Here is a 23,816-nt window from a genome sequence, read left to right on the forward strand (position 1 = left end):
CGACGCCACGACCAAACTGAACTCGGGCAGCAGCGGGCCCATCACTGTGAAGCTGGCCGACTTCCCCCGTTGCGGAAGGCCACATGGCTACCCGAAAACCAGCGGATGGACGACCGTTTCCCGGGCGGACACGGCAACAACGGCATGGCCCACGAAATCGGCTCCGTCCTGGCATTGCTCGCCCTCGGCGCACGCCGCGCTATCACCGTGAACGACCGCGCGGGGCCCGGCCTCCTCGATGGCGCAGCCGGGATAGCGCTGGCAGTTCATAGCGCCGCCAGTGCCGTGCCACCACGCAACGGCTGGGACGCCTGCCTGCTCATCGCGTAAGCCCGAGAGGAGCTGGATGGCTCCCGGCCGCTGGCAGCAACACAACATCACCTTCACCGACCGGCAGGCCGCGCGGCGAGCCGCCGCCGACCGCATCGCACCGGTGCTCCTTGAGGCGGAAGGCGACCAGCTCACCGGCTGGTGGTTCATGAACAAGCAGCCTTGGCCACTGCGGTACCTCGCCGACCGCCCCGCCCCGGCCGTGAAGGCGATACTGGACAACCTGGTCCGCGACAACATCGCGCAGTCCTGGACGACCGGCATCTACGAACCGGAGACCGACGCATTCGGCGGCGCCGCCGCGATGACGGCCGCGCACACCCTCTTCCACGAGGACAGCCGCCACCTGCTCGACTACCAGCCAGCGCCACGGAAGTTGGGCCGCCGTGAGACAGCCGTGCTGCTGATGAGCAGCCTGATGCGCGCCGCGAACCTCGACTGGTTCGAGCAAGGAGACGCCTGGGCCAAGGCTGCTGCTCTGCGCCCGGACCCCGGCGCGCCCCTCCCCGAGCGGTCCGTCGCCCTGCCAGCGGCCATGCAGACGTTGATGTCCGCCGAAGCCCGCAGCCTGTGCCGGGAAGGCGGCCCGCTCGACGGCCACACCGAGTGGATCGCCGCCTTCGAGCGCGCCGGTACCACGCTGGCCTACCTGGCCGTCCAAGGGGAGCTGACCCGCGGTGTGCGCGCGGTCATCGCCCACCACGTGATCTTCCACGCCAACCGTGCAGGTCTGCCCACCGCAGATCAGCACACCCTGTTCCACACGGCACGAGAGGCAGTCATGAGATCAAGTGGCAACACCGCGTCCACGGCAGCGACCGGTTCCCAGGCCGCTAGCGTCGGGGCAGTGAACACCGTCCCGCTCACCACGTCCGAGGCCGAGGCCACCCGGCTCCGCAACGCCCTGGTAGACAAGATCCAGGCCGACGGCCACGCCCGCACCCTGGCGGTCGAAACCGCCCTGCGCACCGTGCCCCGGCATCTGTTCGTCCCGCAGACGCCGCTCAGCGACGTCTACGCCAACGCTCCGGTCAACATCAAGTACGACACCGACGGCACATCGATCTCCTGCGCATCGCAGCCCGACGTCGTCGCCCTCATGCTGGACCAGCTCCAGGCCCAGCCCGGTGAGCGCATCCTCGAACTCGGTGCCGGCACCGGATACAACGCCGCCCTGATCGGCCACATCGTCGGCCCCGACGGACACGTCACGACCCTCGACGTCGATGACGACCTGGTCCAGGGCGCCCGCGAGCACCTCGCCGCCACCGGCTTCACCCACGTCGAGGCACTGACCCGCGACGGAGCCCTCGGCCACGCCGAGGAAGCACCGTACGACCGGATCATCGCCACCGTGGGCGCACACGGCATCCCGCACGCCTGGCTCGAACAACTCGCCCCCGGCGGCCGGCTCGTCACCCCTCAGCGGCTCAAGGGCAGCGTCTCACGCTCCATCGTCTACGGGGAGCGCGACGGACGGTGGGTGTCGTCCGGCTCGCAGATGAACACCTTCATGCCGCTCAGGCGCGGCATCGCCGACGACGACAGGCGCGTCGTCCCGCTCGCCGCGGACGGCACCGTACGGCTCCAGGCGCCGGCCGGGCAGCAGATCGACGCCGACGCCCTCACTGGTGTCCTGGACCGGCCGCGCACCGAGGAGTGGACCGGGATGACGGTCCGCGCCATGGAGAGCCCGGAGTGGATGGAGCTGTTCGTCTCCTGCTCCCTGCCCTCCGGGCTGATCCGCATGCTGTTCCCGACGACCGCCAAGGGCACCGTGCTTACCGAGGACCCGTACCCGTCCTCCACGGCGGCCGTGGACAAGGGCGCGGTCACCTACCTCGCCCGGCGCCTGTCCGAGGAGAAGACGCCTGAGGGCGGCAAGCTCTGGGAGTTCGGTGTCATCGGCCACGGACCCGGCAGCGAGGAACTGGTCGCGAAGGTCGCCGACGCCATCCGCACCTGGGACCGCGCATACCGCGGCCGTGAAGCAACGTTCGAGATCCTTCCGCTCGACGGCCCTGCGATCGAGCAGCAGCCCGGTGTCTTCGTCCTGGACACCCCGCTGAACCGCGTCCTCGTCACCTGGCAGTAGCCGATCAGCGTGGGGTGCCCGCCGCCCGCCGACGGGCACCCCACGCCGTGCTCCTCGCCGTTCACTCCTGGGGAGACCTCATGGACCCGCACGGCCCCGTAGCCCAGCGCTTCCCCCTCATCTCTCGCTTCCGCCCCGCCTGCCTGCCCCTCCCCCAACGCATTCACGCCCTGGTCGAACTCTCCGACAGTGCGGTCGCCAAAGCGGACCCGGGCCTGGCGTCCTCGGTCTATAACCAGGCCGCTCTCCTCGCCTCCGACATCGGGCTTCCCCATCTCGCACGCACGTGGTGCCACCAGCACGCAGCCGCCTACCTTCACGCCGCACCACTCCCGGCCATGACCGCGATCCGGGCGCTCGAACCAGTGGTCAACCTCGCCCGCCTCCAAATCCGTGCGGGCAATACCGAGGACGGCAGGCACCGCCTGCTCACGCTCTACAAGGCCATCAGTGACGGCACAGACGCCCAGTTCGAGGGCATCCACATGCCCGCCAAGCTGACCACCAGCGACACCGACCGCCACGAGGTACGCGCGTGGCTGTGGCGGGTGGTCCTGGCCGACGGCACCCGCACCCTGACCACCGCCGGCCGCTGGGACGATGCCTTGGCCCACATCGAAAAGCACAACGGCATCGGACAGCGCATGCTCGACGGCCGCCAGGTCGCCGTAGTCGCGGCCCTCGGCCACGACCCGGCTGACGCAGCCAACATCGTGGCGCAGACGGCCCCCGGTGAGCCCTGGGAAGACGCCGTCACGTCCTGCCTGGCGGTGATATGCCATCAGCTCGCTCACCACCCCGTCGGCTCCCTGCTCTCCGAACTGGTGGACACCTACATCCAACGCCAGCCCGATCCCGGCACGACCGTGTTCGACACCCGGCTCGGCCTGACCATCCTGGATCTCCACCACCAGCCCAACAGTCTTGCGGTACATCGCATCGCCGAGGAACTGCACAGCCGAGTCACCGTCGCGACCGACGGCTACGCCGCGCGCGAGTGCCTGGCGAACTCTCGTTTCACTGAACTGGTGTCCGCCAAGGAGACTCAGGCAGCCCGCGAACTTGTCCGCGCATGCGCGTTCGGCAGCGGCGCCCTGCCCGCCCCGCATCGCGCCCAACTCTTTCGAGCCCTACGGCTCAGTGACGAGGTGATCCGCGCGAGCATGGCACCTCCCTCACCCAGCCGAGGAATCGGCCCAAGGCCAAGGCATAACGCCTGACACGGTGGCTACGTCTACACGACAGGTCAGGCAATGCTCCCCCTGGGTGACCGGCCTGCGGGCGTGCGCGGCCGAGCCACTGTCAAGCAACTGATGCAGGAGGGACGGCGTTGAAGAGAGCCTCTCACCCGCTGATCGCGGACGTGGCGCAGATCCTGCTCCGGGCGAACGGCACTGCCCTGTGCGTGCGCCGCAGGCCCGACACGGACCTGGCACGGGACAGCTCACCGTTATCGGAGGCCATTTGGAGGCAGACGAACCGCTGGACCGCGCGGCACGGCGCGAAGCGAAGGAAGAGACCGGCGTCCGCATCAGCGCCGACCAGCAAGAGTTCGGCGGCCTGGTCCACTACCACGAACCCTTGGGCACGGATCGGATCACCGCCGTGTTCGTGGCGCAGTCCTGGACCGGTGAGCCGTACAACGCCGAGCCGGACAAGCACGAAGGGCTGTTCTGGGTGCCGATGGAGAAACCCCCGCCGCACTGCCACCCCTACACCGTCGCCATCTTCCGCATGCTCACCCACGGCCCGTCATACCGAGCACTGAACTGGCCCACCCCGGGAGGCGCACAGTGAAAAGGTTCTTCGGACCGGTCAAGATGGCCGAACCCCAGGTCTCCGACGCCGAACAGGAGCTGTTCGGCGGACCGCTGCGCTACGACCTGGGCTGCTCCCACCACGAACACGCCGGCCTGGACCTCACCATGATGTCCGCACTGCGCTCCATGCCCACCCTTGTCGGCGCCGCCCTGCGCATGGCGTGGAGCGCCGACCGGCGGGCGCTGCTCGCCGTGGCGGTCAGCGAGATCGGCCAGGGCATCGCCGCCGCCGTCGGCCTGCTCGCCATCAACACCGTCATGCACGCCCTGCTCGCCAGCAGCGGCGACGCCGCCCAACGACTTCACGCGCTGCTGCCCGGCCTGCTGGCCGCAGCCGCCATCGGCGTGGTCAACTCCGCCCTGGCCGCGTGGTCGACCTCTCGCGCCGGGCGCCTGGAACCCATGGTCGAGCGGATCGCCACCACCCAATGCCTGGCCGCCGCCGCACGTGTCGAACTGGAAGCCATCGACGACCCCGACTTCCGGCGGCTCGTCGACGTCGCCCAGTACGGTCCGGGCTCCGCCCGCCGCATGATCGGTGTCTGTGTCGCCGGCTGAACGGCCTCATCTCGCTGATCGCCACCGCCGGCGTCCTGGCCGTCCTCCATCCCGCCTTGCTGCCCATGCTGATCCTCATCGCCGCCCCGCGCGGCTGGGGTGCCATGCGCGTGGCCCAGGAACGTACGTGTCGGTGATGAGCTGGCTCAAGCATGTGCGGGCCAGTCGGTCGAAGAAGCAGCCCGTGCCGCCCGACTGGTCTACGCGGAGTGCGACGACGACCTCCGCGAGTTCAAGGACGAGACCTGGATGACGCCCGGCATGCCTGTATCAGGCGCCGAACATCCCGGCGAAGGGGTCCAGTTCCCCTGTCCACGGGTCAAGACCGGAAGCACGCAGTCGCCGTTCCTCGTCTCGATGCAAAAAGCGCGGCGACGCGTTACCCCAGAGTGTGAGTCCCCCGAGGGGACACTCGTCGAAATCCGCATCCAGCACGCGACAGAGGAACTCGACCACACCACACGGGTACTCCTGCCAGGCCACGTCATCCTGATTCCAGACCATGACAGGCCAGCCATCAGGATCGTCACCCGCGACATGCCAACACAAGATGTCCGCACTGGAGTCGAAACCCCAGACGATCACCCGATCACTACCGGCCCCTCCGGGAGCCTTGGCACTCCAGAGCTGCTGCGCGTTGAGCGTCTCCTCCTCCACCCCCTGGAAGGCAGGCTCTGCCCCGTCCTCGGCCCGGCACTCTGGCGAGAATATGACCACATAGTCACTGATAGCCCCCGCTCCATAGCGGGCTATGAATTTTTTGTAGTCGCCGGGGAACCGTACTCCCCAACTCTGCTCCAACGGGCCCCAGTCGACTGTGTCCCCCGCACCTGGGTGAGGCGGCATCAAACGGGTGAGAAGTTCGATATGTTGCGCCATCTCGTGACTCCGGAGGGTTCAAGGCTGGGCGGGCGGCCAGATCGAAGGGGCTGACGCCGTTCCGGACACGGACGCCCACGCCGAAACCGAGTCTGGACAGAGTCCGGCGAGTATCACGACGCGGGGCCAAGGCCCTGCTCTCCGTCCCTTCGTTGCCATTCAACGATCCGGCGTCGCGGATGCTTCTCCCACCGGCCGCCCTTCGGCCCCACTCTGGCTGGCGGGAGCAACGGCTCCATCAGCGTCCACTGCTCGTCCTTCAGATCAGACGGATACCCACCTCGATCGTGCCCCGCAGACGGCTCAAACGACCGCAGCCCCACCAAGAAACGAAAGACCTCAGACACGGTCTCAGAGTTCGGAAAAATTTCGGGTATGGGATTCAAGTGTTGAACACTCGCCAACACGGGCGTACCCACACCTCAGAGTAAGTTGCCCTACGATCGCCATTTCCTCAGTCGTCGCGCCAACTAAGGTACGTGTGCGACTCGTCCGAAAAGTTCTGACTGAATGGCTCGAGAGACCCATTCAGGAGAGACCAAAAGAAATCGGCCATGCCACCGTCAAAAATTGACCATCGCTTCGTCCCGGAGGGTGACTGCCGCCTAAAAATGACGACTTTCCAATTTTCCGGAGCGTCTTCGATCAACCAAAACACGACATCGCCGGTTGCTGTCGCACCGAATGGCAGCAGCCTTAACTCCTCAGAAGCCGGAAGGCTGGGGGCCAACTCCGCACGGCAGTCCGGAGTGAGAGCCGGATCCGTACCCTCCAAGAGCCTCCCGAAGGGAGATCCATCAGCAGTAGGCGGGGTACGCACGGACAGGTACTCATCGATCTCCCCACCTCCGTAGATTTCGACAAACTCCTTATAGTCTGTCGGAAATTTCCAGCCAGTAGAGCTAGCGAGCATCTCCCAATCGATCGCGTCGCCGCCCGACGGTGGAGGCGGAAGCACCTGCCGAATACGATCGACCACAGGATGCGACATTACCAATTCCTCTCACTGAGCCTAAGACGGTTCACTTATCGTCGGCCACCGAGGCATCTAGACCGGTCCGACGCACCAGGGGCGAGAAACTCCCGGCCTGGAAAGAGGATCACAACCGCTCCCACAAACAGGTCCGCGCCCGCGTCGAGCACACCTTCGCGGATGAAGGGCTGGAAGATCCTCCGCGACTGCCGCCTCAAAGGCGACGGCGTGCACCACGCCATGCTCGGCATCGCCCGCCTGCACAACCTCACCCTCGCCGGGTAGCCGAGCAGCCCGCGCGCGCCGACCCCCACGCCCAGGCTGCGCCAGAGATCGTTTACGGGACCATCCTTAGTTAGATTACGACCGCACCATTTTGAGTGACCACACAAAGTTGTGGTCATTTACTGGAAATGCTCACTTTCCCTGCGCGCGGCGACGTTCCGCGGAATTGAGATACGAAGGATTCCTGTCGCCCCACAACATCGTCCCCTCCATCGTCTCGACGCCCGGTTGCGCAGTCAGTACGCGGACCAGGAACTCCGTCATGCCGAAGTCGTGCTGGGTCCAGGCGTCGTCGCCGCGACTGTAGACCAGTACGGGCCATTTGCTCGGTTCGCCGCGGGTGAGCCAGCAGAAGAGGTCGGCACTGATCGCGGCTCCCCAGGTCACCAATTCCTCGGGTTCGGCGTCGATTCCAGTGGGTTCCGTGTCCGCCCAGGTGTCACGGGTGTCCGCCGTGATGAAACCCATGCCGCCGCGCGGCGCGCCGGGCTCGTCGCACGTTGCCGGCGTGACGGTGGAGGGGGGGATGACCTCAAGATATTCCCCGAAGAGCACATCGCCGTAGTGGGTGATGAGGTTCTTGTAGTCGGAGGGAAACTCAAGCCCCCAGGCTTCCTCGACCGCTGCCCAGTCCACGGCCAGGCCGCTGCCCGGCCACGGAGGAAGCAGTTCCGTCAATACCTCGAAGCTATTTCGCGCTGCCATAAATACTGCTCTCCTCCCTGTACCTACCGGACGGGTACGGGATTTCCGTCTTCGTCGTTCTGCAGGCCGAGATTCTTACCGCCGAGTTCGTTATGGACCTCACCATCAGTGAACAGTACGGATTGATTTCCGTTCTTGTCCCATGCGGTCGCGTTGAACGTCCAGGAGCTGGCGACGACCCGGTCACCGGTGTAGTTCGGCGTCACAGAATACTGCACCACCTTTTTGCCCTTGATCGCACCCATTACGATTTTCTCGTAGTAGCGGAAGTTCTCTTCGATGCGGTCATCACCTCGCACCATGGCATTCGAGGGACGCGTGCAGGTGGACAGGTTCGCGGGGTCGCGGCCCGTGCCGGTGAGTTGCTTCGAGAGCAGGTGGCAGGCATTGACCCAGTAGGAGTCTAGCGGGTAGCCCCATTCGTTGACCTTGCCCTTGGCCCAGTGGTACCCGGTGGACAGGGTACTAACGGGCGATCCCTCGTTTGCGGCGAGGTAGGCGCTGTCAAGGCAGCTGTTCATGGTGGTTGCCCGGTTGCCGTGTGTGCTGTCCACAACGCCGTAGCGCACCCAGCCCTTGCCTTCCTCGCGACAGTCCCCGGCTGTGCGGCTGCCTGTCTCTGACCCGTTCCCACCGGAGAAGAGTGCGGCCAGGGCTTCGAGCGGAATGTACGCAGTGAGTCCCGCGAGATCGAGCATCATTTGGGCCGATATCGTCCCGCTGACTCCCTGTCCGGCAGACCAGGTCTGGTCCTCCCAGTCCGGTACCGGCCTGTCCCGCGTCGGAGCCGTCGCCGGGTCCGGGCCGTTGTTGGGGTTCTGGTCGATCGGTGGTGCCGGCGGGATGATCACGCAGCTGCGCGGGCAATTACCGCTGCCTCCGCCGCTACCCGTGCCGGTACCGCCTCCCCTGCCAGTACCAGTACCCGTGCCCGGCCCACGGCCGGATCGGGTATCGACGAGCCCGGACCATCCCACCTCCGGTCCCGAAGCGAGAGAGCCGGCCTGCTTGCGCAGTACCTCTGCAAGGCTACCGACACTGCCGCCGACCATCGCGAAGGATGAGGATCCCCCTGACCTTGCGGGCAGCCTCATGCCCCGCTGCGGCGCTCTCCGTGCCTGCCCGGGCCCGGAGCGGGGTTGGAAACTGTAGCTCCGGCTGATGGAAACGCGCGTTGAGAGTGAGATAGGCCCAATCCCTCCACCTCCGTCGGGATGCAGCAGGTGCCCGGTCGGGTCGGTCCCGTTGAGCGGTCCTCCGTTGACGTATGTGTACCGATTGGCCTGCGCCGAAGGCGCCGGATCCAGTTGCCAGGTGTCCCGCGACCCGAAGGATCCCGTCCCCGGCTGGTACCAGCGGGCGGCCATGTTGACATCGCCGCTCGCCGGGTCGGTCCAGCCCGACTGGTAGCCGACCGCCGGGGTGGAGCCGTTCGTTGCCGATTCCTTACCGAAGGGGTCGTAGGAGGTCGAGCCGCTCACCGACTTGCCGTCCGTGGTCAGGCCGGCGACCAGGTCGGTGTGCTGATCGGTCAGGGCCCACTGCTTCGTTGTGCCGGTGGAGAGGGAGAGAAGGGTGCCGTCCGGTGTGCGGTTGTAGTCGGTCGTGCCGTCGCCGGCGAGGTTGTTGGAGCCTCCGTCGTAGGTGAAGGTCGTTGAACCTCGGGTCTGGATGCGGTCCAGGGAGTCGTACGCGTATGTTGCGCCGCCGTCGGTGATCTTGCGTTCGAAGGCGTCGAAAGTCAGTGCACGGGTGGATCCGCTGCCGGTGCTGGTTGAGGACAGGGTGCCGCGTGCGGTGTACGTGTAGGTCGTCGTGCCGTCCGTCAGCTGGCGGTTGCGGGCGTCGAAGGTCGCTGTCGTCGTGCCTGCTTTGGTGCGGTTGCCCGCCGCGTCCCACTCGTACGACGTGGTTGCCGTGGCGTCCTTCGTCCAGGACGTCATGCGGTTCGCGTAGTCGTAGGTGTAGGTGTTGGTGCCCGCGCCTGCCGTGCCCGTGGTCTTCTTCGACGTCAGGCTGTCGTCCAGGTCGTAGCCGTACGTCGTGGAGGCCACGCTGGTCGTGCCGTCCGCCGACGTGACGGCGTCGGTGTTCAGGCGGCCCAGTTCGTCGTAGCCGTAGGTGCGCTTGGCGGTGATCGTGTACGGCGCGGTGCCTGTCGGGCTGGTGGCGTACTGCTCCAGGCTGGGGCGGCCTGCCGCGTCGAAGTCGTACAGGACGTTGTTGCCGGTGATCGAGTCCCGGACGGTGTCGATGCGGCCGGCGGCGTCGTAGGTGTAGTCGGTGGTGCCTGCCGTGGTGGTGCGCTGCGTCATGCTGCCGTCGGCGTTGTAGGCGTACGCGGAGGTGCCGCCCGGGCCTGCGGCGGTGAGCAGCGCGCCTTGGTCGTTGTAGGTGTACGTGTTGCGGGTCAGGCCGTCCGCCGTGCCGATCGAGGTCAGGCGGCCGGTCAGGTCGTAACCCATGGTGCGGGTCACCGTCGAAGCCTCCGCGGCCGTGCCCGTCTCCCTCGTCAGACGGCCGAGGCCGTCGTACGTGCGCTCACGCTTCACTCCGCCCGGCAGAAGCTCCGTCACCGCTTGGCCGGCCTTGTCGTAGACGGTCGTCCAGGTGCGGTCGGCGGTGTTCGGGTGTGCGGTCGTGGACGGCTCGATGGTCGATTCGGGCAGGCCCAGGCTGTTGAAGGTGTAGACGGTCTTGTTGCCGCGGCCGTCCGTCAGCCGGGTGAGGTTGCCTGCGGCGTCGTAGCCGAGTGTCGTCGTGATCGATGTCGTGGCGGTGACCGGTTCGGTCTGGGTCCTCGTGCGGCCCAGTGCGTCGTAGGCGTACGTCGATCGGGCTTTGCTCCCGGCGGGGATCGCCGCCGTGCGGTTGCCTTCGACGTCGTATTCGGCGGTCGCCGTGCGCAGGGCGGTCGTGCCGGTGCCGTAGTCGGTGCTGGCCGTGATGTCGCCGAGGGCGTCGTAGGCCGTGGTCGTGCGGCGGTTGGTCGCGTCCGTGGTCTCCGTCTGGCGGCCCAGGCCGTCGTAGTCGAACTTGGTCGTGCCGGCCGGGTCGGTCAACGTTTTCGGCTCGCCGGCCGCGTTGTACGTGCTCGTCGTGCTGATGCCCGCCGGTGTCGTCGACACGGTCTGGTTGCCCGCGTCGTCCCAGGTGTAGCGGCTGACCAGGTTGGCGCTGGTCGGGTAGCGCTCGACGGTCGTCGCCGTCAGCTGCCTGCCCAGTTCGTCGTACGTGGCTTCGGTGCGTGCGCCCATCGGGTCGGTGACCGAGAGCTGGAGACCGGTGGGAGTCCAGGTGATGCGGGTGACTCTGCCACCGTCCGCGCTCTCGGGGTTGAGCAGGTCGGGGTCGGTTTCCGCCGACACCGCCGCCGCAGCGTCGGCAGCCGGGTCTGTCTGGGCGGTCAGCTGCCCGAACTGGTCGTAGGTGTAGCGCGTGACGCGGCCCAGGGGGTCCGTCGCCGTCTGCGGCTGACCGAGCGCCGTGTAGGTGGTGCGTGCGGTCGCCGTCAGGGCGGTCGAGGTGCCCGGCGGGGTGTAGTCGGGCAGGGTGACGGCGGTCGTGCGGCCAAGGCGGTTGACCTCGGTGCGGGTCAACTTGCCGCGGGCGTCCTGCGCGTCGGTGGCCTCGCCAAAGGTGTTGTATCCGGTGATCGTGGTCGGCTTTGCCGTGGTGGCTGCCGCGCCGTTCTCTTCGGTCTGCACGGCCGGGGCGGTCTGCTGCACCGGGCGGCCCAGCGCGTCGTAGCGGTAGGTGGTGGTGTAGGCGGCCGGGTCGGCGCCGGTGGCGTTGCCGCGTGGGCTGACCGAGGTCAGGGGCAGGCCGCGGTCGTCGTAGGTGCCGGTGGTGATGTGGGTAGTGGTGCCGTCGGTGACGGTCTGCTTGGTGACGTTACCCGCCGGGTCGTATTCGGAGGTCGTGGTGAGCTTCTTGGTGCTGGAGATCGTCTGGGTCTGTTCCTTGACGCGGTCGTCGCCGTCGTAGGTGTAGGTGGCGGTGCGGTTCAGGCCGGAGGGGTCGAGCACACTCGTCTGGGTGCGGCCCAGTGCGTCGACCGTGAAGGTCTGCGTGGTCGTGCCGCCGCCGGTGACCTGCTTGGTGAGGTTGCCCGCCGGGTCGTAGGTGTCGGACTCCAGCACGATGTCGTGGCGGGTGCCGTCAGCCTGGGTGACCTGCTTGGCGGTGGTGTTGGCCGCGAGGCCGTCGTCGTAATAGGTGTACGTGGTCGTGGAGCCCATAGCGTCGGTCGTGGATGCGAGGCGGCCGGCCGGGTCGTAGGCGTTCGAGGTCACTGTTAGGTCGCGAGTACTGCCGGACGGGTCGCCTGTCCAGTCGTCCAGGACCGTCGTGGCGTGCTGGCCGCGGGCCGTGTAGGTGTACGTGTAGTGGGTGCCCGCCGGGTCGGTCATGCCGACGGTCCGGCCCAGTTCGTCGTGCTCGTACTGGGTGGCGTTCTGCTCGGCGTCCGTGGCGCTGTCATTGAGACCGTGGGCGTCGTAGTGGTAGGTGACGGCGCGCTCCGGGTCGCCGCCGGTGGTGTCCTTCGTCGACTCCGACAGCAAGTTGCCGTCCTCGTCAAAGGATCGGCTGGTCACGGCCGTGTGGGTGACCTGGGTGATCTCATTCTGTACGCCGGCGCCGGTCTCGGTGACGACGTGCGAGGCCGCGTCGTAGGCGTAGCTGGTGCTCACGCCGGCCGGGAAGGCGTCGGAGACCTGCTTCTCGGCGGTCTTCCTGCCCAGGCCGTCGTAGGTGAAGGACGTCACCAGCCCTGACGGCGAGGTGACTTCGGCCAGGTCGCCGCTCACGTAGTAGCGGTAGGACGTCTTGGCGCCGCCCGGCGTCGTCTGGGTCAGCACCAGGCCGGCCGGGACCGTGCCGCCACCGACGGCAGCCTCGGTGCCTGCCGTGTAGGTCGTCGTCGCGGCCGAGGAGTCGGGGCGGGTCACCGTCGTAGGCAGGCCCAGCGTGCTGTAGGCGTACTGGGTGCGGTAGCGGGTGTCCTTGTAGTCGCTCGAGCGCTGGTCGCTGAGGGTGAGCGGTTTGTCGTTGCGCGGGTCGAGCGGGTCGCTGGCGTTGAGGTAGTAGGAGGAGAAGCTCGTCCAGCACGAGTCGGCGTCCCGGCAGGTCGTGCTGGAGACGGCGTTGCCGCGCGCGTCGTGGCCGGTGACCGTGGCGTGCCCGTTGGGGTCGGTGACGGTGTGGAGGTTGCCGGCCGTGTCGTAGGCGTAGGAGGTGAGTGCGCCGGTGGCGTCCTTCGCCGCAAGGACGCGCTGGCCCCGCAGGGCGTCGTAGCTGGTGGTGCTGGTGTGCTGCTGCGGGTCGGTGACCTTGACGGTGGAGGTCAGGCCGGAGTCGGCGGCCTCGGCTTGGGCGCGGTAGTGGGCGGAGACCTGGTCGGCGGTCAGTGTGCCGCGGTAGAGGGCGGCTTCGTCGAGCTGGCCGTTGAAGTAGTAGGTGGCGGCGGGCAGGTCCATCCAGCCGCCGTTGGCGTAGCCGGCGCCGAGGTAGGCGTAGGTGCGGCTCTGGTCGGCGACCGCGCCAGTGATCGAGCCGAGCTGCACGCCGTCCAGGTAGAGGCTCTGGGTGGTGCTGGCCGCTGTCAGGACGACGTGGTGCCATGCGCCGTCGGTGACCGCGGCGGGTGAGGTGATGGGTACGGCGGACACCCCACCGGTGAGGTAGAACCGTCCGCGCAGCTTGCCTGCGGCGTCGACGTTGAGGACGGGAAGGGCGGAGGTGGGTGTCTGGCCGGCTGCCGCGTTCTGGAAGGCGAGCAGGACCCCGGAGGCGGTGGTGGTGCGGAACCACAGCTCTGCGGACATGTCCGCGGTACCCGCCAGGGTCGACGCGGGCAGTTGCACGGCACCTCCGCCGCTGAGCTTTACGGCCCGGTCGTCGCCCGCGCCGAACACGCCGCTCTGGTCGAGCTGTGAGGCGGCGCCGGCATCCGGGCGGAAGGTGGCGTACATTCCGGGGCCGCCGACCTCGCTGCCCAGGGCGGTGCCTTCGTCTTCGCCCAGGCGCCAGTAGGCGGCTGGGGCATCGGCGAGCGCGACGCCGTCGTACTGATCGCCGCGCCCGGCGACCAGGCTGCGGCGGGCCTGGATGTGCTGGTTGGGGGCGTCCGTCTGGCCCGCTGCCACGGGGACGTACTTCCACACGCCCGCGGTCTGGGTGAAGGTCACCAGCGGCTTGTCGTAGAAGGCGACTTCGTCGATCTGGCCGGTGAAGTTGCGGTAGGCCGAGGCCTGGCCGTCCCAGCCGCTCGAGGAGTAGCCGCCGCCGACGAAGACGTGGGCGTAGCGGTCGGCTGGTACGCCGGTGGCTGTGGTGCTCTGGAGGGCGCCGTCCACGAACAGGGCCTGCATGCCGGCGTTGCCGGTGAGCAGAACGTGGTGCCAGGTGTCGTCGGTGAGGGTCTCCTTCGACAGCAGGCTGGTTCCGGTGCCCGAGAGACGGCCGCGGAGCTTGCCTGCGGAGTCAATCAGCAGCATGGGCCGCCAGCCGGCCGGGGTGTCGCCGAGGTCGGCGTCCTGGTTGCTGACCAGCACTCCGGGGCTGGCTGTCTTGAACCACAGCTCGAGCGACATGGCGGTGCTGGTGCCCAGCGACTCCGCCGGCATCTCGACCGCGCCGTCGCCGGTGAAGCTCGCCGCGGTGTCGTCGCCGTCGGAAAAGATGCCCGCGCTGCCGAGGTGTGTCCCGTCCAGGTAGCTGCCGGCGAGGTCCTCGCCCAGGGGGCTGGCGGCTTCGGCACCGCCGCGCTCGCCCAGGCGCCAGTAACCGGTCGGGGTGCTGCGCTGGATGGTGTCCGCGTAGGTGGAGGAGGAGGTCGAGTAGGTGGGCGCGGACACCTTCCAGGTGCCGCCGTTGTCGTCGGTGTGCTCGGTGAGCCGGCCGCTGACGGTGTCGTAGGTCGCGGTGGCGTGCTGTCGGCCGGACGGGAGCGTGACCTTCGTCAGCTGCCCCACGAAGGCGCGTGCGGCATAGTGCTCGGCGACGGTCGCGGGGTCCAGGGTGTGGTCGTAGAAGGCGACTTCGTCCATCTGGCCCGTGAACGGGTACCAGGCGGCGGCCATGTCCATCCAACCGCCGTTGGCGTAGCCGGCGCCGAGGAAGGCGTACTCGCGGGACTGTTCGGCGATGACGCCGCTGATCGAGCCGAGTTTCACGCCGTCCAGGTAGAGGCTCTGGGTGTTGGCGGCGGCCGTCAGCACCGCGTGGTGCCAGGCGCCGTCGGTGACCGCCTGCGGGGAGGTGATGGGGACCGCGGAGACGCCACCGGAGAGGTAGAAGCGTCCGCGCAGCTTGCCCGCGCCGTCGACGTTCAGAACGGGCAGCGCGGTGGTGGGCTTCTCCCCCACGTCGGCGTTCTGGAAGCTGACGAGCACGCCGGCCGCCGTGGTGGTCTTGAACCACACCTCGATGGTCGGGAAGGCGGACGTCTTCAGCGTGTCCGCCGGCAGTTCGACGACCGAGTCGGCGCCGTCGAAGCCTGCGGAGGTGTCCGCCGTGCCTTCGATCGCCGAGCTTGCGCCGAGCTGGGTGTCGCGGTGCACCGCGTCGTTCAGACCGGTGCGTGAGACGGCCTCGCTGGCGGCCACGGAGCCCTCGGCCTCGCCGAGCCGCCAGTAGGACGTGGGAGCGGAGTCCAGCACGCCACTGCGGTAGACCGAGCCGGTGGCGTACTCGTACATCGTGCACTTGGTCGTCGACGTCGGCGGGCACACCTTGGTGAGCTGATCGCTGGTGTAGGTGTACGACCAGGTCAAGCCCGGTGTGTTGGCATCGATGGCGCTGGTGGTGACGGTGGTGACGTGCTGGCCGGTCCAGCCGAACGACAGGGAGCGGCCCGACAGGTCGTCCGTCACCTTCTTCACCGGGCCGCCGGTGGCGCTCTCGTGCGTGATGCTCTGGCTGCGGCCCGCGACGTCGCTGATCTTGGTGAGGACGCCGCTCGCCAGGAAGCGGTAGGTGGCGCCGGAGCGCTCCCGCAGGATCCAGTCCGTGGACTGGCGGGCCAGGGTGAGTGAGCCGCCGGACGGTCCGGTGTAGGTGCCGTCGGCGTTCTTGCCGAACCTGGCCTGAGAGCCGTCGGACAGGGTGATGAGGACCGACGCGGTGGCCGGTTCCTCGCGCAGCTGCATGTCCCAGCGGGTGGACCAGCCGGTGCCGAACGCTCCGCCGGTGCGCGGGTCCAGGGAGTTGTAGGTGCGGGTCAGCGACAGTTCGGGGCCCACGGTGGTCAGTGCGGCATCGGTGGCGGCCGTGACGTAGTTGCCGTCACGGGTGCCGATCTCCTTGCCTTCGTCGGCGCCGCCGAGATGGCTGGTCACGGCGGGCTGCGGGACCTGCGTGGTCAGCAGTGCTGCGCCGGGGCGGGTGGAGGTGGCGGAGCCGTCGTAGGCGTACCCGTACCAGGCGTACGTCTTGTCCCAGGACAGCCAGCCGGACGGCACCGCCCACTGCTGTCCGTCGCCGCGCGTGCCGGTCTTGCAGTCCTTGCGCAGGTTGCTGCCCTCGACCTCGCAGACCTCGAAGGAGTACTGCAGGGCCGCCTTCGGGTAGCGGTCCGCGTCGGTGGCCTTGGCCCACAGGGTCGGGGTGAGGGTGTTGACGGTGATGCCGCTGCCGGGCGATTCCGCCGTGAGCTGCGGTGGGATGTTCACTGCGGAGAGCCTGACCGCCGCTCCCGGTACGCCGGCGGCGGTGAAGCGGCTGACGCCGACTTCCTCCATCGTCCACTGCACGGTGTAGGTGGCGGGGGTCAGCGGGGCGACCTTCGCGTCCAGCGTGATGGACTCACCGGGCGAGATGGCCTGCGGCATCGCCGTCCAGCGGATCTTCGTGCTGTCCGTGATCTCCTTACCCGCGGCGTCGAACAGGTTATAGCGCAGCTTGTAGTTGCCGTTCGCGGGCCAGGTCGCCTGTCCCTGGTTGGTGACGGTGACCTTCTCGACGCCTTCGGTGGTGGCGGTGACCGGGGCGGTGAAGTCGCCGAGCGAGTAGGCGGCGCCGTACTTGGTCCAGGTGACGTCCAGGCTCGGCTTGCCGCCCGGGTAGTCGTCGGAGCCGAACTGCTTCCAGCTCTTGGAGTCGGTGGCCGACGCCTTCACGGCCAGCCCGTAATTGTTCTTACGGGCGTGCGTCCAGTCGTCGACCAGCTTGCGGCCGGCGGCACCGAGCTTGATGGTCTCCCACGCGGCACCGCAGGACCAGGTCTCCGCGCCCGAGGGCCGCCAGCCGTGCGCAAAGCTCTTCGACGCAAGCGAGGCACCCGTCGAGGGCCCGGGCCACTTCGACGTGGTGGACTCAGCCCAGTTCGAGGTGATCGGGTGCACAGTCACCGGCCGTGCGGTGCACGACTGCGACCAGGTGTTGTACAGCGCGAGGTTGGCGCTGACCACCCAGGCGTTCTTCAGGGTGGTCTCGAGCCCCGCGAAGCGCAGGAATGCCGACGCCTTGTGGCTGCCTGCGTCGTACGTGCCCACCTTTAGGACCGTGTCCGAGGCGAAGTTGGTGGTGTACGGATACTCCACGTACGTGCCCGAGGTGGCGGCCACACTCTGCACCGACGGGTCGACACGTACGGGGAAGACCCGCTCAGGCGCGGACAGCCAGTTCTTGTCGAGCGTGACGACCAGAACCTGCCGACCATTCTCCACGGCCAGGCTGTAGGTGACGCCGGAGGAGATCACGCCCTCGTTGGAGTCGGGGGCGAGGTTCGAGTCCTGCATCCAGCCGGCGGGAGTCCAGGCGCGAACAGCGCCCTCAGCGTCGACAAACACCACATTGCCGTGGGCGTCGAGCTGCGCGGTAAGGCCTTCCAGCTCCAGCGGGAAGCGCCACTCGGTGGGCGCGCCGGCGTCCTTGAGGACCAGGGTCTCCTTGACCGAGTCGCTGCCGGCGATGAACTCCACGTCCGAGGCGGTGCGCGCGTTCTCGTAGGTGAGAGTGCTGGCCTCGGCCTGCCCGGCCACAGGGTGCGCGTCGTCCAGTCCGTAGCCGACGGAGACCCCCTCGTCGACCTGCATCCGCACCACCGGGTCGGCGTCGGCCGTTCCACCAAACTCGATCTGCGCCTCGGTCGAACCGGTCTCCCAGCCCTCCTCCCCCGCGCTCATCGTGCTGGGCCCCGACGATTCCTGGGGTACGAGAGTCGTGTCGATGGGCTTCCAGCTGCCGTCCTTGGCAAGGAAGTTGACCGGCTCCGTGTAGAAGCGGGTGGTGTAAGTGCCGTCCGGGTTGAAATAGGTGCGCTCTCGCTCTGAACGCTCCCCCACCACCTCCTTGCTGCGCTTGGCGTCGAAGCCCTGCGAAGTGACAGTTCCGGGCGCCTCGACCTCAACGGCTTGTCCGGGCTTGGGTGTCCGGGCGGTGCTGGGCAGACGCGTAACGCCGTCGGCCTGCTCAACCGGCAGCTCACCCCGCCCGGTAAGCGCCCCGTCGCGCCCGCCCTTCGCGGAGGCGTCCGTCGCCTGCGCGGAGGCGGTGTGACCGCGCCCCGCAGCGGAACCCCACCGCTGGTCGGGGGCTTCCTCGGAACCGACACCCGCGGACTGACCTACAGCGAAAGCTACTTGCTCCGTCCCGGCCAACACCGCCAGGACGAAGACAACAGCAAGAACCAGCGGACGTGCCGGACGCACGGAATCCCCCCACCCAAAAGATCACGAGTGGGCAATTCCTAAAGGATCTCCAAACAAATCACAAGACATCCACAAGATTTCACAAGGCTAAGTGAACATGATCACGCCACATTGCACGCAAAACACGCTGGTCAGAGACCTGTTGGTGCCACCATCCAGCTCGACACCTCCCGCGGGGCGCGGTACTGACCTGAGCCGTTTCACCAAGATCCCCGTTCAGCCGCAGCCGCAGATCGTTCGGCTTTGGATGTCGGCCCTCGCTGACCACCACAAAGTTGCCGTCGTACACGTGGGGGTCTTGAGCTGATCATCAGCGGCACCGCCACGGACTCATTCCTTCAGATGCGGCGAGGCCGCTCCGGCTTCCGCGTACAGGTCCCGGACGCCGTCGGCGAGGCCAGCGTGGTCATGGAGATCGATGTCGAGGGCGTGGCCGACGAGGCCGAACAGGCCGTACACGAGCCGGTCGTACATCACAGGCAGGAGCAGCCCGCACGGCGGCCGGGCATCCTCGCCGAGGGTGGCCTGCGGGCGGGCACAGTAGCCGGCCAAGGCAGCTTGGTGGATGCGGTAGGCGCCCACTGCAGCGTGCAGACGGTCTGGCCAGGGCATGCGGACCGGTGGCGGAGTGGGCCGGCCTTCGAAGACGGTGTCTGCGTTGGCGAGTCGGTGAGCTTTGCGTGCAACCTCGGACGCGTCGGCGCGCTGCTGCAGGCCCTCCACCGCTTCCAGGCACAGCGCCAGCGAGATAATCGGGGGGACATGGGCGTCCCTATCGGTGGCTGTGTCGAGCTGCTCGACCATCCCGGTACGTTCCTCCGTGCGGCGGACACAGTGCTGGATCTTCGGAATTATCCATCCTCGACCGGCCACCCCACGAATTGACAGCTGATCACAAGTTGCACGGTAGCTTCACTCATTCTCTCACGTCACCGCTCTTCCTCACACGCTAGACCTCTGCATTCAGACTCGAGGCAGCATAGTGACACGTGGCACAAATGCGCGTAGCCTAACGCCTCCGGTCACTTAACGCCGAGCCGCAAAATCTGACCGCAATGACTTGAGGCGCCTAGAGGGGGTGTTCATGCCTGACGCCGACCCCATATATCTACGCAGGCGCCTTAGTGCCCAATTGCAGGCAGCACGCAAGAACGCGGGGTACTCGCAACCAGAAGTAGCCAACGAAATGGTGTGGTCCTTGTCGAAGGTGATGCGACTAGAGTCCGGTAGGACGAAAATATCCATTACCGACCTGAGGGCCTTGATCGGTTTCTACGGGATTCACGACGACACGGCCGCCGAGCTGCTCGCCCACGCTCAGGAAGCCCGGCGTCAGCCATGGTGGCAGGAGTACCGCGGCGTCCTATCCGAAGGATTCAAGTCGTATCTCGGCTACGAGGCGTCCGCATCGATCGTCCGGAACTTCGAAATCCTGTTCATTCCGGGCCTGCTACAGACCGAGGAGTATGCCCGCGCCATCCTGACTCAGTCTCTGGTGCCGGAGAAGGAAGAGCTACTTGAGCTGCGCATGCGACGCCAGGAGCGGTTGCTGCAGACATCTAGCGGTACGGAGCTGCACTTCCTGATCGATGAGGCCGCCCTCAGACGGGTTGTCGGCAACGCCACGGTGATGCGCGCACAGCTCGAACATCTTCAAGAGATCGCCCAACTTCCGCACGTAAGAATCGGCATGATCCCCTATGAAGCCGGCCTGTACCCGCTGCTGCGCTCAGCGTACGTGATCTTCGAGTTTCCCAGCTCGGAACAGGACCGGATCGTATACCTGGAGAACCCTGACGGCAGCGTCATCCTTCACGACAAGGCCACTGTCGATGTTCAGCGCACAGTCGAGGACTACCTCGAAGCCTTTTGGGAGGTAGAGAACGAATACGCACGGCCCGTCAACGAAGTTGCAGGTAGCACCTGATTCGGTGTGAGAAATCGGGTCATGCGGAACGCCGCCTGATCACCCCGGATAGCCGAGAGGAAATTCCGCCAACCGGTGTCGCCCATGGAAAGCAAGAACCCATCAGGAGACTTGGAGTCCCGCACGAGCACACCATCGCCACTCAAGCACACTTCTACACAATTAGTGTTCTCACTCGCGGAACTCTTGCGCCAGGTGCGTACCGGATCCGACAAGACCAGCCTCCCTGCAACCTCTGCACGTTCGGATCTGCCACCGCAGTATGGAGCCGGAGTGATGCGGCTGCCAAGGCCACTCAGTTCACCAGGCAGCCGCACCCTGATGGAGACAGGCGGCGAGGACGATCGTTGTCGAGCCCTCAGCTGCGCATGACCTTGCTCCAGGCCTTCTCCCACTGGCCCTGCTGCTGTGCCGGAACTCTGCAGCCTTCGAGGAAGGCAATCAACTGGTTCTTGTCCGCCGGTAGTGCCTGCCGATTGACGATTCGGGCGGCTGTGCTGAGCGGAAGGCGGACAGCCCCTCCCCCTCGTCGCTGGATAGTCCGCAGCGGCGGGGCTCCCTCGCGTTCATAGAGAACGAAGAGGGCAAGGCTTAAATGCGCACGGTCCACGATCAGCGCGGGAGGCCTGCCCCGCAAAGCCAGAGTGCCGCGCTGTTCCATACGCGCGCGCTTCCACAGGTACGACACTTGCTGGAGCATGCGAGCTGCCTCCCGGGCGTCGATGACGTTAGCGCACAGGGAGCAATAGGCGGAGATCTGCTGCCACGTGGGCACGGACAGGCCCCCAGCAGTGCGCTTCAGGGTGGCTGGTGAGGGGCTGTTGGGGTGCGCGGCCATCGTGATGTACGTCAGCCCCGCTGAGGCCCGCATCTCCCGAAGGTAGCGGGCAAGGGCGGTGCGGTGCGGTGGCCCAGCCAGTGGACGTTCCGGGCGTGCCATCATCCACCTCCCGGCCTACTTGGAGCCGACCGCGGCCAGGACGGCATGGGCTAGGGCAACCAGCGCATGGCGGCCGCCGGCACTCACGAGGGTCACGGCAGCGCCGATGCCACCGCACCAGCCGAGGAAGACGGGAACATCCGCCATCGGCATACCCAGGGCGTACAGCGTGCTGCCGACCATCGGAAAGACCGTGAGAGGCAGGACGTGACAGATGGTCAGGCGCGGGGGTGTCGCCTGGGGAGGCGCGGGACGGCTGGGTGCGCCTCGGGAATGTGTGTTTTTTGACATGTCAGAGCCCTCTGTGGAGTTTGTGAGGGTGCGCCGCTACAGGACGGGCACCCTCGCCGCTAGGTGCAACCCGCTTACATGGAGGCACAGTTGGCGCTGCGCCACCTGCGGGCAGAGCTAGTGTCTCAGAGGCCTGCACCGGTGCCGCAATGCACAGATCGGCCCCTGTGCCCGAAATGCCCGCTCAATCCCTTCATTGGCTCACGCCTGTTCCACTCCCACATCCGAGTACCTGCGAAGGGCCGCAGGCGCCCACCCCGCATGCGGCCCAGTCAGCATCGCCGCAACGCGATCCATCCCCCTGGCGGGGCACCGCCAGTGAGCAGCGACAGATGGGATTGGCTCATTTGCGTGCAGGTTGGCTTTGCGGACTCGACAGCCCTGATGCCACAATGCTCAGGTTCGATTTGCTAGGTAGCATTTAGAAGAGCCCTCACCGCTGGGTGCACTTTTAGACAACAGCAAAGAGACACGGCAGAAAGCGTGTTGGCGCACGCCGACGCCAGTAGGCCACCGCTCCGGCGCGGCAAGCCCGCGCCGCTGGCACGAGTAGTGCCTTGCGGCATGCGTGTGGGTGACCCCAGATGGACAGGGGGTCACCCACACGGGCTTACGTGCACCGCACACGCCGAACTCGGCGTCCCTGGGTTGTTGTTCGCGTATACGCACCCGTGGGCAGTGCCGACCACACTGAGGCAGGACGGGCCAGAACCCGACTGCGGCCGCGGCCAGCTCATCCGACTGGTGAGCTCGCATGTTGAGGTGTCGCGTATTCCAGCTCAGAGCGCCCCGATCGGTCACTTTGGGTCATGCGGGCGGTGTCCAGGGTCCGGCCCGGGGTGAGTATGTTCGTCCGATGGCGCGTTCGAAGCGCTTCGGGAGGAAAGAATGCCGGTGGACGTCGTCGCGATTATGGAAGCACTGGCTGAACAGGGCGTAACGGTGCTGTTCAAGGCCGACGCTGAGCGGATGGCAGAGGGGCAAGCGGACCTTCGTCGCCAGTGGAGCGCCGTTGCGCGAGGACGTCCTTGTGCGAACCGATGCCGCGTCTGTAGAGCAATGCCTCGCAGTGTGCTTGCCCCGCCTGCGTGAGCTGGGCTTTTCGTTCCCTGTGTGAGAGAGCAGGTGTGACCGAACCGCCGCCCTGGATGTCAGTGCCGGCTGCTTACATGAGCCCATGGACACCGTGCACACGACCGCCGCCCTCCTCCCGGACCCGGCCGAGTTCCGCGCGTACCTGCGTGCGCTGGCCGTGCTGGACCAGGCGATCTGCCGCGACCCGCGGTTCTCCCGCTACTCCTTCTCCACCACCTGGGGGCCTGGGACGGAGGCGGCCCTGATGGACAACGGCTCGGGTGACGACTTCTCCGTCCTCTTCACCCCGGCCGGTGTGCTCGTCCGCGGCTTCGACCACGAGTCGGAGATGAGCCCGTACGCCACGGACGACGAACAGGTCTGGCCCGGTGTCATCGACGAGGTGCCCGCCGCGCTGCGCCCGCTCCTGGACGTCCCGGCCTTCGTCGACGAGGGCCTCGGCGCCCCGCGGGTCACCGCCTGCCTGTGGTGGGAGACCGGCGGCAGCGCCTGGCGCACCGGCTCGGGCATCGAGTTCCCCTCGGGCAGCCCGGACCCGGACGGCTCCAGGCACCTCTTCCGCCTCCTCACCGACCGCTCCCCCGAGGCCGTCCAGGCGCACTTCGAGGAGGACTACGGGCGGCCCGTCCCCCTCGACACCGTCCGCCACGTCCTCGCGGGCCACCCCCTGACCCCCGAAGCCGCCCGCGGCCTCAACCCGGCCGCCCTCTCCGACGAGGCCCTGCTCCGCCGGATCGCCGCCGACCCCGAGGTCGAGGCGTACCTCGCCTGCGACGGTGAGTTCGACCTCACGCGGACCGACCCCATCGAGTCGATCGCCCTGCCGGCCGGTCTCCCGGTGGAGCCCGTGGCCGGCTGCAACGCGGGAGGCACCCACTACCTCTGCGGCCCAGCCGGCTCCGACCGCGTCCGCCCCGTCCTCTACACCGATTCCGAGGGCCAGGCTTCCCTCATCGCGGAGTCCCTCGCCGAGGCCCTGACCCTGGCCATCGTCCTCCCCTCCTGGCACGACGCCCTGGCCGGCTTCCGTCCCCCCGCGCTCAACGCCGACTACCTTGAGGACAACCCGGACCACCCCGAGGTCCGCGACCGCCTCCTCGCCGCCCTCCGCCTCCCCCCGGCCACCGAGCCCGAGGTCCTGGCCCGCCTCCTCACCACGGCCGCCCGCACCGTCCCGGACGGCTTCCTCCCTTCGGTCGAGGGCGAGGAGGACGCGGCCTTCGAACCGATGCTCCGTCTGCCGGCCGAGTAGGACAGCCCCCC

Annotated in this window: 14 protein-coding genes and 2 pseudogenes; 8 read left to right on the forward strand and 8 right to left on the reverse strand. The window is 67.4% G+C overall.

What is annotated here, in order from left to right; genetic code table 11:
- Positions 1–105 precede the first annotated feature (105 nt).
- The 5 genes and pseudogenes from ASD48_RS45985 to ASD48_RS16600 form a co-directional block, all read left to right on the forward strand.
- Positions 106–330 (forward strand): hypothetical protein, encoded by a 225-nt coding sequence (locus ASD48_RS45985; RefSeq protein ID WP_057602421.1) that lies wholly within the window; start codon positions 106–108, stop codon positions 328–330.
- Positions 331–346: 16 nt separating this feature from the next.
- Positions 347–2,425 carry a methyltransferase, FxLD system gene (gene fxlM / locus ASD48_RS16585; protein WP_057602422.1) on the forward strand — a complete coding sequence of 693 codons (2,079 nt, stop codon included), beginning with the start codon at positions 347–349 and terminating at the stop codon, positions 2,423–2,425.
- An 80-nt stretch (positions 2,426–2,505) separates the two neighbouring features.
- Entirely contained in the window at positions 2,506–3,645 is a 1,140-nt protein-coding gene (locus ASD48_RS16590; protein WP_079073795.1) for a hypothetical protein, read from the forward strand.
- Between the two features lie 244 nt (positions 3,646–3,889).
- Positions 3,890–4,222: an NUDIX domain-containing protein gene (locus ASD48_RS16595; RefSeq protein WP_242432614.1), complete on the forward strand. Its 333-nt coding sequence runs from the start codon at positions 3,890–3,892 to the stop codon at positions 4,220–4,222.
- A 23-nt stretch (positions 4,223–4,245) separates the two neighbouring features.
- Positions 4,246–4,972 (forward strand): annotated as a pseudogene (locus ASD48_RS16600) (ABC transporter ATP-binding protein); the annotation flags it as partial.
- Between the two features lie 101 nt (positions 4,973–5,073).
- On the opposite strand, the gene ASD48_RS16605 reads toward ASD48_RS16600, so the two are convergent.
- Positions 5,074–5,682 carry an SMI1/KNR4 family protein gene (locus ASD48_RS16605; RefSeq protein WP_079073796.1) on the reverse strand — a complete coding sequence of 203 codons (609 nt, stop codon included), beginning with the start codon at positions 5,680–5,682 and terminating at the stop codon, positions 5,074–5,076.
- 454 nt (positions 5,683–6,136) lie between these two features.
- Entirely contained in the window at positions 6,137–6,673 is a 537-nt protein-coding gene (locus ASD48_RS41915) for an SMI1/KNR4 family protein (RefSeq protein WP_079073797.1), read from the reverse strand.
- 62 nt (positions 6,674–6,735) lie between these two features.
- Between ASD48_RS41915 and ASD48_RS41920 the strand changes: the two are divergent.
- Positions 6,736–6,940 (forward strand): annotated as a pseudogene (locus ASD48_RS41920) (transposase); the annotation flags it as partial.
- Positions 6,941–7,072: 132 nt separating this feature from the next.
- On the opposite strand, the gene ASD48_RS16610 reads toward ASD48_RS41920, so the two are convergent.
- From ASD48_RS16610 to ASD48_RS16620, 3 genes are all read right to left on the reverse strand, one after another.
- Entirely contained in the window at positions 7,073–7,645 is a 573-nt protein-coding gene (locus tag ASD48_RS16610) for an SMI1/KNR4 family protein (protein ID WP_057602425.1), read from the reverse strand.
- A gap of 23 nt (positions 7,646–7,668) precedes the next feature.
- A complete protein-coding gene (locus ASD48_RS16615) occupies positions 7,669–17,934 on the reverse strand; it encodes a LamG-like jellyroll fold domain-containing protein (RefSeq protein WP_348983215.1) in 10,266 nt (3,421 codons plus the stop codon).
- Positions 17,935–18,630: 696 nt separating this feature from the next.
- Positions 18,631–19,104 (reverse strand): hypothetical protein, encoded by a 474-nt coding sequence (locus ASD48_RS16620; RefSeq protein WP_057602426.1) that lies wholly within the window; start codon positions 19,102–19,104, stop codon positions 18,631–18,633.
- A 280-nt stretch (positions 19,105–19,384) separates the two neighbouring features.
- Between ASD48_RS16620 and ASD48_RS16625 the strand changes: the two genes are divergently transcribed.
- Entirely contained in the window at positions 19,385–20,227 is an 843-nt protein-coding gene (locus ASD48_RS16625) for a helix-turn-helix transcriptional regulator (protein WP_157880635.1), read from the forward strand.
- Here ASD48_RS16625 and ASD48_RS45990 read toward each other — a convergent pair.
- From ASD48_RS45990 to ASD48_RS44205, 3 genes are all read right to left on the reverse strand, one after another.
- Positions 20,155–20,622, reverse strand: coding sequence for a DUF397 domain-containing protein (locus ASD48_RS45990; RefSeq protein WP_348983216.1), 468 nt, complete (start codon positions 20,620–20,622; stop codon positions 20,155–20,157). The two genes, ASD48_RS16625 and ASD48_RS45990, sit on opposite strands and share 73 nt — an antisense overlap.
- Positions 20,586–20,927 (reverse strand): hypothetical protein, encoded by a 342-nt coding sequence (locus ASD48_RS16630; RefSeq protein WP_157880636.1) that lies wholly within the window; start codon positions 20,925–20,927, stop codon positions 20,586–20,588. Before ASD48_RS16630 ends, ASD48_RS45990 begins: the two co-directional genes overlap by 37 nt.
- 255 nt (positions 20,928–21,182) lie before the next feature.
- Complete coding sequence (locus ASD48_RS44205) at positions 21,183–21,350, reverse strand: hypothetical protein (protein ID WP_157880637.1); 168 nt, start codon at positions 21,348–21,350, stop codon at positions 21,183–21,185.
- Positions 21,351–22,635: 1,285 nt separating this feature from the next.
- Between ASD48_RS44205 and ASD48_RS45995 the strand changes: the two genes are divergently transcribed.
- Complete coding sequence (locus ASD48_RS45995) at positions 22,636–23,805, forward strand: hypothetical protein (protein WP_057602429.1); 1,170 nt, start codon at positions 22,636–22,638, stop codon at positions 23,803–23,805.
- The last annotated feature ends 11 nt before the right edge of the window (positions 23,806–23,816 follow it).

Source organism: Streptomyces sp. Root1310, assembly GCF_001426425.1.
Lineage (GTDB): Bacteria > Actinomycetota > Actinomycetes > Streptomycetales > Streptomycetaceae > Streptomyces.